The organism is Sphingomonas sp. 2378 (assembly GCF_038084995.1).
In the GTDB taxonomy this organism is placed as follows: domain Bacteria; phylum Pseudomonadota; class Alphaproteobacteria; order Sphingomonadales; family Sphingomonadaceae; genus Sphingomonas.
The window spans coordinates 71,946-83,605 of record NZ_JAXCMJ010000011.1; the positions used below are offsets into that span (position 1 = coordinate 71,946).

At 67.2% G+C, this 11,660-nt stretch carries 10 protein-coding genes; 5 read left to right on the forward strand and 5 right to left on the reverse strand.

Translation table 11 applies throughout. The features are described 5' to 3' along the window. Positions 1-19: 19 nt before the first annotated feature. A complete protein-coding gene (locus tag SM191_RS07995) occupies positions 20-2,311 on the reverse strand; it encodes an ATP-dependent helicase (RefSeq protein ID WP_341505719.1) in 2,292 nt (763 codons plus the stop codon). Positions 2,312-2,507: 196 nt separating this feature from the next. On the opposite strand from SM191_RS07995, the gene SM191_RS08000 reads away from it, so the two are divergent. The 3 genes from SM191_RS08000 to SM191_RS08010 all read left to right on the forward strand — a co-directional run bounded on the left by SM191_RS08000 (position 2,508) and on the right by SM191_RS08010 (position 5,953). Next, positions 2,508-2,831, forward strand: coding sequence for a UrcA family protein (locus SM191_RS08000; protein WP_341505720.1), 324 nt, complete (start codon positions 2,508-2,510; stop codon positions 2,829-2,831). A 206-nt stretch (positions 2,832-3,037) separates the two neighbouring features. After that, on the forward strand, positions 3,038-4,600 hold the full coding sequence (locus SM191_RS08005) for an inorganic phosphate transporter (protein WP_341505721.1): 1,563 nt from the start codon (positions 3,038-3,040) through the stop codon (positions 4,598-4,600). An 81-nt stretch (positions 4,601-4,681) separates the two neighbouring features. Beyond that, positions 4,682-5,953, forward strand: a complete 1,272-nt coding sequence (locus SM191_RS08010) for an MFS transporter (protein WP_307000617.1) — start codon at positions 4,682-4,684, stop codon at positions 5,951-5,953. Here the strand turns inward: SM191_RS08010 and rsmD are convergent. Both rsmD and SM191_RS08020 read right to left on the reverse strand, forming a co-directional pair. Continuing rightward, positions 5,944-6,480: a 16S rRNA (guanine(966)-N(2))-methyltransferase RsmD gene (gene rsmD, locus SM191_RS08015; RefSeq protein WP_307000615.1), complete on the reverse strand. Its 537-nt coding sequence runs from the start codon at positions 6,478-6,480 to the stop codon at positions 5,944-5,946. The genes SM191_RS08010 and rsmD overlap by 10 nt on opposite strands. Further along, positions 6,480-7,880, reverse strand: a complete 1,401-nt coding sequence (locus tag SM191_RS08020) for a pseudouridine synthase (protein ID WP_341505722.1) — start codon at positions 7,878-7,880, stop codon at positions 6,480-6,482. Before SM191_RS08020 ends, rsmD begins: the two co-directional genes overlap by 1 nt. A 109-nt stretch (positions 7,881-7,989) precedes the next feature. Between SM191_RS08020 and SM191_RS08025 the strand changes: the two genes are divergently transcribed. Both SM191_RS08025 and SM191_RS08030 read left to right on the forward strand, forming a co-directional pair. Further along, a complete protein-coding gene (locus SM191_RS08025; protein WP_267433349.1) occupies positions 7,990-8,421 on the forward strand; it encodes a response regulator in 432 nt (143 codons plus the stop codon). A gap of 72 nt (positions 8,422-8,493) precedes the next feature. Then, positions 8,494-9,822, forward strand: a complete 1,329-nt coding sequence (locus SM191_RS08030) for an AmpG family muropeptide MFS transporter (RefSeq protein ID WP_341505723.1) — start codon at positions 8,494-8,496, stop codon at positions 9,820-9,822. On the opposite strand, the gene SM191_RS08035 is transcribed toward SM191_RS08030, so the two are convergent. Next, a complete protein-coding gene (locus SM191_RS08035) occupies positions 9,812-10,240 on the reverse strand; it encodes a DUF6628 family protein (RefSeq protein ID WP_307000606.1) in 429 nt (142 codons plus the stop codon). The two genes, SM191_RS08030 and SM191_RS08035, sit on opposite strands and share 11 nt — an antisense overlap. Positions 10,241-10,333: 93 nt before the next feature. Further along, positions 10,334-11,653 carry a bifunctional folylpolyglutamate synthase/dihydrofolate synthase gene (locus tag SM191_RS08040; protein WP_341505724.1) on the reverse strand — a complete coding sequence of 440 codons (1,320 nt, stop codon included), beginning with the start codon at positions 11,651-11,653 and terminating at the stop codon, positions 10,334-10,336. Between the last annotated feature and the right edge of the window lie 7 nt (positions 11,654-11,660).

Sequence of the window (11,660 nt, forward strand, 5' to 3'; positions counted from 1 at the left end):
GAACGGCGTCGGGGGTGCATCACCCCTTGGTGACGAAACTGTCCATCACCCGCTTGCGACCCGCCTGTTCGAAGTCGATCTCCAGCTTATTGCCCTCGATCGCCGCGATCTGACCATAGCCGAATTTCTGGTGGAACACCCGTTCTCCCAGGCTCAGGTCGTCACGCCCCTTCTGGCCCAGGCCCACGGACGGCGCACGCGACTCGACCACGCGGGCTGGGCGACCCTGGAGTGAGTTCTGGCTGGTCGCCGCACGCTGCCATCCCGGCCCCCGCCCGGTGCCCCGACCGACATCGGCGAAGGGGTCGGCATGTTCGGACCAGTTGGCGCGCCACAGGCTTTCGCCGCCGGTCATGCTCGTCTCACTGTCGATATGCTCAGGCGGCAATTCGCCGACGAAGCGGCTGGGCAGGCTGGAGGTCCATTGACCATAGATGCGGCGGTTGGCGGCGTGGAGGATGACCGCCTTGCGCCGCGCCCGGGTGATGGCGACATAGGCCAGGCGGCGCTCCTCCTCCAGGCTGCGCGTACCGCCCTCGTCGATCGCGCGTTGCGAGGGGAACAGTCCTTCCTCCCATCCGGCCAGGAACACCGTGTCGAACTCCAGCCCCTTGGCGGCGTGGATCGTCATGATCGTCACCTCGGGCTCGCGCTGGTCGCCATCGCGGTCCATTACCAGCGAGACATGCTCCAGGAACGCGCCGAGCGATTCGTAATCCTCCATCGCGCGGACGAGTTCGGACAGGTTCTCCAGCCGCCCGGCGGCCTCGGCCGACTTCTCGTTCTGGTACATGGCGGTATAGCCGCTCTCGTCCAGCATTTGCCGCGCCAGTTCGGGATGGGCGAGGTCGCGCGCCATGTCGCGCCAGCGGGCGATATCGCCGATCAGATTGCCCAGGCTCCGCCGCGCCTGCGGGGTCAGTTCATCGGTATCGAGGATGCGCGCCGATGCGATGGTCAGCGGCAACCCCTCCGCCCGCGCCAATTGGTGGATCTTCGCCAGCGCCTTGTCGCCCAGTCCCCGCTTGGGAACGTTGACGATCCGCTCGAACGCCAGATCGTCCGATGGCTGGTTGACGATGCGCAGATAGGCGAGCGCATCGCGGATTTCGGCGCGCTCGTAGAAGCGGAAACCGCCGACGATCCGATAGGGCAGGCCGATCGCGATGAACCGGTCCTCGAACTCGCGGGTCTGGTGCGAGGCACGGACGAGGATCGCGATATCGCCGTAAGAGGTGCCGGAGCGCTTTGCCGCCTCGATCTCCTCGCCGACGCGCCGCGCTTCCTCGGGACCGTCCCAGACGCCGAGCACACGCACCTTCTCGCCGACGTCGAGTTCGGTCCACAGCGTCTTGCCCAGCCGTCCGCCATTATTCGCGATCACCCCCGATGCCGCACCCAGGATATGCGGCGTCGAACGGTAATTCTGCTCCAGCCGGATGACCTTCGCCCCGGGAAAGTCCCGCTCGAACCGCAGGATATTCTCCACCTGCGCGCCGCGCCACGAGTAGATGGACTGGTCGTCATCGCCGACGCACGCGATGTTCTTGCGCGCCTGGGCCAGCAACCGCAGCCACAGATACTGGACGCTGTTGGTGTCCTGATACTCGTCCACCATGATGTAGCGAAAGCGCTGCTGATAATGCTCCAGCACGTCGCGATGCGTCTTCAATATGGTGAGCATATGGAGCAGCAGGTCGCCGAAGTCGCAGGCGTTCACACTGCGCAACCGGTCCTGATATTGCCGGTAGAGATCGGCCCCCTGTCCGTTGGCGTAGCGTTCCGCCTCGCCCGCGTCGATGTCGCCCGGGACCAGCCCCTTGTTCTTCCACTCGTCGATCAGGCCGCCCAGCGCCCGCGCCGGGAAACGCTTCTCATCGATATCCGCCGCGATGATCAACTGCTTGAGCAGCCGGAGCTGATCGTCGGTGTCGAGAATGGTGAAGTTGGATTGCAGCCCGACCAGTTCGGCGTGACGGCGCAGCATCTTGGCACCGATCGCATGGAAGGTGCCAAGCCATGGCATCGCCTCCACCGCATCGCCGACCAGCCGCCCGACACGTTCGCGCATTTCCCGGGCGGCCTTGTTGGTGAAGGTCACCGACAGGATCTCCGACGGCCAGGCCTTGCGCGTATAGAGCAGATGCGCCAGCCGGGCGGTCAGCGCCGCGGTCTTGCCGGTCCCCGCGCCCGCCAGCACCAGCACGGGGCCATCGGTGGTCAGCACCGCCTCCCGCTGGGCCGGGTTGAGCGTCCGCAGATAGGGATAATCGGCCAGCGACGCGGCGGGATCGGAAGAAGCAACGGTCATCGCGAACAGTTAGGGAACGTTTGCAGCCGGGGCAACCACGGGCAGCATATGTTTCGCGCGGCCCGGGGTGCAATCGTCATCATGGCGTCGCACGCCAGACGCGAAAGCTACACGCATCCCGCCTAGGGAGCGCTACGTGCCGACGAGGACCGGGGTGCTTCCGATGTACCCACGGACCCGTGACGGGCATGACCCGATGCAGGAGCTGAAACCGATGAAGAATCTCTGCGCGGTCGCCTTGGCGGCCCTTGTTTTCGCGCCTTCCGTCCAGGCAGCGGAGCGCCAGACCGTCAGCGCCGCTATCCCCCATGCCGATCTCGATCTGCGTCGGGCGGATCACCGCACGATGCTGGACGCTCGTATCCGTCATGCCACGACCCTCGCCTGCGGTCCGATGACCACCGACCTAATCATCAACGCCGACGTGGCACGGTGCCGCAAGGAAATGCGCGCCGATGCCGCGATCAAGGTCGCCGCGCTGACGACGCAGGCCCCGGTCGCGCTCGCCAGCAATCAATAGGATCATAGGAAACCGACGACCGGGCGATGCATCATCTCGCCCGGTCGTGTTTCTTTGCGGGACAGACCGGAATCGATAGCGGTCGTCGTCATCAAAGTGTCACTTCGGGGGCGCAACGCAGCATCGTCATGACAAGTTTTGCGCTCGCCGGTGGCCAATCCGAATCCCGCGCTCGCGGACCGCGCCTCGATGCCGGACTCCATCCCATGGGGCGCTGGATATTCGCCGGGCTGCTGGTCGGCGGCCTCGGCTACGCTGGCTATAGCATCCTCGTCGATACCGCCCGGGTCGGCGAGCCGATGGCGATCGGCGTCTTCGCCTTTCTCGGCCTGGCGCTGCTGATCGCGCTGGGGTTCGAGTTCGTGAACGGGTTTCACGACACCGCCAACGCCGTGGCGACGGTGATCTATACCCATTCCATGCCCGCGCCGCTGGCGGTCGTCTGGTCGGGCTTCTTCAATTTCCTCGGGGTCCTCTTCTCGACCGGGGCGGTCGCCTATTCGATCATCACGCTGTTGCCGATCGATCTGATGCTCCATGTCGGATCGGGGGCGGGCTTCGCGATGATCTTCGCGCTGCTGCTGGCGGCAGTGCTGTGGAACCTGGCGACTTGGGCGGTCGGCCTGCCCAATTCGTCCAGCCATGCGCTGATCGGATCGATCCTGGGCGTGGGCCTCGCCAACCAGCTATTGTCCGATATTCCCGGCACGTCGGGCGTGGACATGGCTCAGGTGCAGAAGGTGCTGTCGGCCCTGTTGTTCAGCCCGCTGATCGGCTTTGCAGGTGCACTGCTGCTGTTGCTGGTGATGAAGCGTTTCCTCCGCAACGACCGCCTGTATCGCGAGCCGGAGGGGAACGCCCCGCCGCCGCGCGGCATCCGTGCGCTGCTGATCTTCACCTGCACGGCGGTCAGCTTCGCACATGGCGGCAATGATGGGCAGAAGGGCATGGGGCTCGTCATGCTGATCCTCATCGGCTGCGCGCCGACGGCCTATGCGTTGAACCGCACCTTGCCGGAGAGCGCCATGCCCGCCTTCGTGCGGAGTGCGCAGGTCGCCTCTGCCGCCTATGCCGCGCATGGTGCGGGCACGAACCCCTCGATCGACCAGGCGCGCGCGGCGGTCGTCGCCGGTGTTCGTGCGAAGGCGGTCGACAAACCCGAAGTCTATACCGGCCTTGCCATTCTCTCCCGCGATATTGGCGACCGGATCGGCAATTATGGTGCGCTCAGCCGCGTGCCGGCCGCCGTCGTGCCCAATCTGCGCAACGACATGTATTTGGTCCTCGATACCACGCGGATGATCACCAAGAGCGAAGGGGCGAAGAGCCGCTTCACCGCGACCGAGATCGAGTCGCTTGACGGCTATGCCAAGGAACTGGAGCGCGGCACCCGCTATATCCCGCTATGGGTGAAGGTAACGGTCGCGCTGGCGCTGGGCCTGGGCACGATGGTCGGGTGGAAGCGGATCGTGGTCACGGTCGGCGAGCGGATCGGCAAGACCCATCTGACCTATGGCATGGGAGCCGCCGCCGAACTGACGACCGCGGCGACCATTCTGATGGCGGAGTTCATGGGCCGCCCCGTCTCGACCACCCATATCCTGACCTCGGGCGTGGCGGGCGCCTCGGTCGCGAACGGTGCGGGGCTTCAGGTGCGGACGATCCGCAACATGGTGCTCGCCTGGGTCCTGACGCTGCCCGCCGCGATGCTGCTGTCGGGCCTGCTATACTGGATGATGCTGGGGCTGGCGGGCGTGCTGAGCCGTTAAATCGGCGATGAGCCCCGCGATCCGGGCGATTTTGACCGGATAGGTCTTTACGGAACCGTTCCGCTTCTGCACGGGCGATGCATGACCCAAGCATCGCCCCCGTCGCACCGTCATATCCTGCTGGCCAGCCTGACCGGTACGGCGGTCGAATTCTATGATTTCTATATCTATGCGACGGCGGCGGCGCTGGTCTTCGGCCCGCTATTCTTTCCGGCGTCGTCCGCGACGGCGCAGTTGCTGCTGTCCTATGCGAGTTTCGGCCTGGCCTTCGTCGCGCGTCCGGTTGGTGCCATCGCCTTCGGTCATTTCGGCGACCGGGTAGGGCGCAAGTCGACCCTGGTGGTCAGCCTGATGCTGATGGGCGGTTCGACGGTCGCCATCGCCTTTCTCCCGACCTATGCGCAGGCCGGATGGGTCGCGCCTCTGCTGCTCTGCATGGCGCGGTTGGGGCAGGGGCTTGGCCTGGGCGGAGAATGGGGCGGCGCGGCGTTGCTCGCCGTCGAGAATGCGCCGCCGGGTCGCCGCAACACCTGGGGCATGTTCCCGCCGCTGGGTGCGCCGGTGGGGTTCATCCTGGCGAACGGGTTCTTCCTGCTGCTCGGCCTGATCCTGACCGATGCGCAGTTCCGCGCCTGGGGCTGGCGCCTGCCGTTTCTGGCGAGCGCGGTGCTGGTGATCCTGGGGCTATGGGTCCGGCTTCGCCTGACCGAGACACCCGATTTCGCCGAGGCCAAGCGGACCGAGGCCTTGCCCCGCATTCCCTTCGCCACGCTGGTGCAGGATCATGGCCGCGCGTTGCTGGCGGGGACGGGGGGCGTGGTCGCGTGCTTCGCGATCTTCTATCTCGCGACCGCCTTCGCGCTCGGCTACGGCACGACCGTGCTGGGCTATCCACGCGAAGGATTTCTGGGCGTTCAGCTCGTCGCGATCCTGTTCCTGGCGCTGGGCGTCATCATCTCCAGCGTGATGGCCGATCGACGCGGCGCGCCGATGATGCTGGCGCTCGGTTTCGCCGGTTGCGTGCTCGTCGGGCTGATCATGGGGCCGATGCTGGGCGCGGGGTCCCTGGCCGTCGTGTTCGTCTGGCTGGCGCTGGCCTTGTTCGTCATGGGCTTCGCCTATGGGCCGCTCGGCGGATGGCTGCCCGCCTTGTTCCCGGCGGGGGTGCGCTATACCGGCGTGTCGATGACGTTCAATCTGGGCGGCATCATCGGCGGCGCGCTGGCGCCCATCGCCGCACAGGCGCTGACCGAGCGCGGCGGGCTGAACTTGGTCGGCGGTTATCTGGTCGCCGCCGGTCTGCTCAGCCTCGCCGGGCTTGCCGTGATGCGCGGAAGGACCGTTCAGGCCTGACGCAACAGGGTCAGCCGCGCCTTGCCATGGATGCGTGAGGCATCGACGGTGAAGCCCGCGACCTCGATCTCTTCCTGCTTGGCGGTCTCGATGCTCACCCAGGTGCCCGCGCCGACCCAGCCGAGCCGCGCCAGCTTGTCGAGCGCCACGCTGCCCGCACCGGTGCCATAGGGCGGGTCCATCAGGATCAGGTCGAGTGGCTGGCGCGCGGGCCCCAGCGCCATGACCGAGGCGGCGCGAACGTCGCCCTTGGCGCCCAGCTTGTCGAGATTGGCGCGGAGAGCATCCAGCGCGCTGCGATCCTGCTCGACGAACAGGCACGAACCGGCCCCGCGCGACAGCGCCTCGATTCCCAGCGCGCCCGAACCCGCGAAGAAGTCGCCGACCGCCAGCCCCTCGAAATCACCCAGCCGGGCGGTCAGCATGGAGAACAGCGCCTCCCGTGTCCGATCAGCGGTCGGTCGGGTCACGTCGCCCTTCGGCGCCACCAGCGGGCGGCCCCGCCATTGTCCGGCAATGACTCGCATCAGCGTCCTCCCCGCGGACGACCGCCAGGTCCGCCGGTCGGTCGGTTGTTGCTCCGCCCGTCACGCGCGGGGCGACCCGGCCGCGCCGAAGGGGACGCGCCGCCGCGATCCGACCGATCGCCGCGTTCCGGGCGCTGGTCGGTCGTACGCTTGGCGAAGGGCTTGCCCCGGTCGCCACCGGTGGGACGCCCGGCCGGACGCTCACCGCCACGCTCATTGGGCGTGAACCGGTCCGGTCGCGGGGATGGCGATCCCTTTCCGCGTGCGGGACGCTCGCCGCGCTGCGGGCGGTCGTCGGATGCGCGGTTGGCGAAGGGCTTGCCGCGCTCGCCACTACGGTTGTGGGGCGTGAACCGGTCTTGCCGCGCCGACGGCGATCCGGCGCCGCGCGCGGGCCGTTCGCCTCGCTCTTCACGTGTCCCGGCTCCCCGGCTGGCGGAAGGCTTGGCCCGATCGCCAGAGGTGGGCCGCCCGGTCGGACGCTCACCACGGCGTTCGCTCGGGGCAAACCGGCTGTCACGCGCGGGACGCTCGCCGCCCGCGCCTGCGGGCCGGGACGTCCGATCGCGGCGCTCCCCATCGTCACGATCCGGGCGCGCGCGGGGCGGGGCCGTCCGGGTCGGCGGCGCACGAAAGCCCGCGCGTGGCGTGGGACGAACGGCGTCGGCGGGAATGCCGCCCTCCAGCGTCCTGCGAAACTCGACGATCGCCGATCCCTTCACCTCGCCGATTTCGCCGACCGGCAGGTCTTCGAGGACGAAGGGACCGTAGCGCAGACGGATCAACCGGCTGACCTGCAGGCCCAGATGCTCGAGGACGCGGCGGACTTCGCGGTTCTTGCCCTCACGCAGCGTCATCTCGATCCAGACATTGGCGCCTGTCCGCCGCTCCAGATTGGCGTCGATCTGGCCATAGCGGATGCCGTCGATCTCGATGCCGTGGATCAGTTCCTCGAGCTGCGCCTGGCTCACCTCGCCATAGGCACGCGCGCGATAGGTTCGCTCCACGCCGGTCGCGGGCAGTTCCAATTGGCGCTTGAACCCGCCGTCGGTGGTCAGCAGCAGCAACCCTTCGGTGTTCACGTCCAGCCGTCCGACGGGCACCAGCCGGGGCAATCCTGCGGGAAGCCGATCATAGATGGTCGGCCGCCCCATCGGATCCCGCTCGGTCACGAGAAGCCCGGTCGGCTTGTTGAACAGGAACAGCCGGGTCGGCTCGGGCGCGGCGACGGGGTCGCCGTCCACCGTGACGCCATCGAGCGAGGAAAGCAGGGTCGCGGGCGTGTCGATGACCGTGCCGTTCAGAGCGATCCGCCCCTCGGCGATCATCCGCTCGACCTCTCGACGCGATGCGACACCGGCCCGGGCCAGCAGCTTGGCGATACGTTGATCTGATGTCATGATCGACGCTGATACATAGGGTATGGGCCAAAGGAAATTAATTGCGTCGTTTCGGCTGGACAAAGCGTTACGGCGAGGAGTGGGGCAAGAAAGACGGGCCGATAGAGGGATGAAATTCTTCGGGCGGAAAAAGCGGCAGCTGGTCAAGCTGCTCGTGGTCGAGGATGAACCGCTGGTCGCGTTCGATACCGAGCATGTGCTGGTCGATGCCGATTACGAGATCGTCGCCACGGTCGATCAGGTCAGCAAGGCCGTCACTCTGATCGAGGGCGGCGCCGCCATCGACCTGGTGCTCGCGGATGTCCGGCTGGCGGACGGCAGCGGCGTCGATGTGGCCAGAGCCGCGCACGCCCGTGACATCCCCGTCCTGTTCCTCACCGGCACGCCACCCGACGGGGTGGAGGATCTGGCCGAGGGCATCCTGATGAAGCCCTATGGCTCCCGCGAACTGCTGGGTGCCATCGCGGCGATCGAGGAGCGGCGGACCGGCAAATCGCCCGGCCGTCTGCCCGCCGGATTTCGCCTGTTCGCCCGCGCCTGATCGACGCCCCGTTGCCGGGCGCGGCCAAGCCCTCTACGGTCCGCGCTTTGCGATAGGGCGGATCGGTTTCATATGGCGAGTGCGCGGTGGCTGGATGGAGTACGGCCCTATGTCGAGGCGGCCCCGCTGGCCTCTCTGGCGCTGGGCATATCCTCCGCCTTCCCGCTGACGATGATCAACGCGACCCTGTCGAGCCGATTGGCGGAGGCCGGGATCGAAAAGAAGAGCGTCACGGCCTTCGCGCTCGTCATCCTCGCCTATAACTTCAAATTCCTCTGGGCCTGGATCGTGGAGGGGGTGAAGATTCCCGTCCTTCACCGGCTTGGCCAGCGGGTGTCCTGGCTGCTGGTGGTCGCCGGCCTGGTATGTCTGGCGGCGGTCGGGCTGGGGTTGACCGACCCGCGCGTGTCGCTGGCGCAGACCGCAATGGCTGCGATCGCCCTGGGGGTCGCGGGCGCGACCTTCGACATCGTCATAGACGCCTATCGGATCGAGCTTCTCGAACCGCGCCAATTGGGCGTGGGCGCGGGCATGGGCCAATATGGCTGGCGGATCGGATCGGCGCTGGTCGCGTCGCTGTCGCTGGTCGTGGCGACGCGCGCGGGGTGGAGCGTCGCCTATCTCGTCAGTTGCGCCTTCGCATTGCCCGCTGTCCTGACCGCCCTGTTGATGGGCGAGCCCGCGCGGCATAGCGAAATCACCGCGAAGCGCCCGACCGAGGGCATCGTGCGTGCCGTCGTCGGACCCTTTGCCGAGTTCTTCCGGCGACAGGGGGCGGCGATCATCCTGGCCTTCATTCTGGTCCACAAGATCGGCGATACGCTTGCCAATCTGACCTTCCGATTGCTGTTCAATGATCTGGGGTTCAGCAAGGATGAGATCGCGCTTTACGATGTCGGCGTCGGCTTCTGGGCCTTGCTGATCGGCGTGTTCGTCGGCGGCCTGCTCTATGCACGGCTGGGCATGAAGCGGTCGGTGCTCATCAGTCTGGTCCTGATGGCGGTGTCGAACCTGTCCTTTGCGGGACTTGCCGCGCTGGGCCATTCCAACTGGGGCATGGCGGGCGCGATCGGGTTCGAGAATTTCTCCAGCGGTATCGGCGGGGTGACGGTGGTCGCCTATTTCTCGGCGCTGACCGATCTGCGCTTCACCGCCGCGCAATATGCCCTGATCTCGGCGGCGGCGAGCATCGTGGGGCGGATTCTGAGCGGGACAACGGCGGGGGCGCTGGTCGAGCGGTTCGGCTATGTCGATTTCTACCTGCTGACCACCGTGGTCGCCGCGCCGGGTGTCATCCTGTTCTGGTGGATGGCACGTTCCGGATTGATCGACCGTTCGATCGGCAGCGCGGGCGTCAAGGGGGAAGGCGACGCCCGTCGCGGGGAGCCGGTCAGAAGCTGATCGGCCGCCCCTCGTCGGCGAAGGCGGCGCTGACCGCCGCCGCGCTCGCCAACACGCCGTCGACCCGCCGAACGCCTAGCAGGTCGGCCATCAGGAAGCGGGCCTTTTCCGGCGCGGTTTCCATCTGCGCGAGGATGGTGATCAGCGCCGCCTCCGCCGCCGTCATCCGCGCGCAGCAGCACGGCGCGATCGCGATCTGGCCCGTGGCATGCGCCGCCAGGTCGGCCATCAGCGTCCGCATCAGGAGCAGCGGCCGCCGGAAATCCTGCCCGAACACGGTGAACAGGGTATGCGCGGCGCGCGCGTCGGAGAGCCCATGCGCGCCCATCCTCCGGACCGCGAACAGCGCGATCCGCGCATAGGGGCAGGCCGGAAGCATATGGGGAAGCGTGGTGGCAAGGGTAGTGGTTTCGGCCATCGGCTGGGACTCCGTGATTACGAAGCCCATGCTAATTGCTCGCTATTGATAGTCAATCGCAAATAAGGCGATCGGCAACGATCGTTCGTCGCATCAATCCGGCACCTCATCGTTCAGGGCGAGGACCTGTCCGGCAAGGTACAATGAACCCGCGATCAACACACGGGCAGGCTGGCGGAAACGATCGGCGATGATCGCCAGCGCCTCCGTCGGATCGCCAGCCGCGATGGCGTCGATCCCCATGGCATGGGCCTGTGCGGCGAGATCTTCCGGCTCGTGGCTGGCGTGATCGGGGACGGGGACCGTCACGACCACATCCACCATCGCGCCGAGCTTCTGGAGAACCGGCCCGGCCTCCTTGTTCGCGAGCATGCCCAATACCAGCGCGCTGGGCCCCTGCGATCGCCAGCCCGTCATCGCGCGGGCCACCGGTGTCGCCGCCGAGGGATTATGGGCGCCGTCGAGCCAACATTCGCTGCCCTCCGGCAGATGAGCGGTGAGCGGGCCAGAGCGCATTTTCTGCATCCGGGCGGGCCAGCGCGCTTGCGTCGCGGCGGTTCGCAAGGCGTCTTCCGGGACGGAAACCGCCTTCTGGTGCCGGATCATGGCAACCGCCAGGGCCAGATTTCGCGATTGGTGCCCGCCGGTCAGTGCGGGACGCGGCAAGGTCAGTTCGGAATGCTCGTCACGATACTTGACCGACTGGCCGTGCGTCTGGCTGAACCAGTCACGGCCCCGCGTCACCACGGGCGCACCCGCGCTCGCCGCCACCTCCGCGATCGCCTCCTGCAAGGTGCGGGGATAATCCATCATGACGAGCGGCGTGCCGGGCTTCGCGATCCCGGCCTTTTCCCGTGCGATGCCGGTCAGGCTCCGCCCCAGAAACGCTTCGTGATCGACACCGAGGGCCGCGATGCCGCAGACGGCGGGCGGGGGCAGGACGTTGGTCGCGTCCAGACGTCCGCCAAGCCCCACCTCGATGATCGCCGCCGCAGCGGGCGTGCGGGCGAAGGACAGGAAGGCCGCCGCCGTGGTCACCTCGAAGAAGCTGGCGCCGATCCCTTCGGCATGACCCAGCACCTCGTCCAGAATGGCGGCAAGCGCGTCATCGCCGATCAGCGCGCCGTTGATGCGGATACGCTCGTTGAAGCGGACGAGGTGCGGGCTGGAATAGACATGGACGCTCTGCCCCGACGCCTCGATCGCCGCGCGCAGAAAGGCGCAGGTCGACCCCTTGCCGTTGGTCCCGGCGACGTGGAACACCGGGGGCAGATGATGGTGCGGGTCGCCCAGCCGGGCGAGCAATGTCGTGATCCGCTCCAGCCCCAATATGTCCGCGCCCGGCGACAGCGACCATAAGCGATCGAGTTGCGTCTGGACGGCCGGGTGGTCGGAACGGGCATGGTCGGGCATCGGCCGG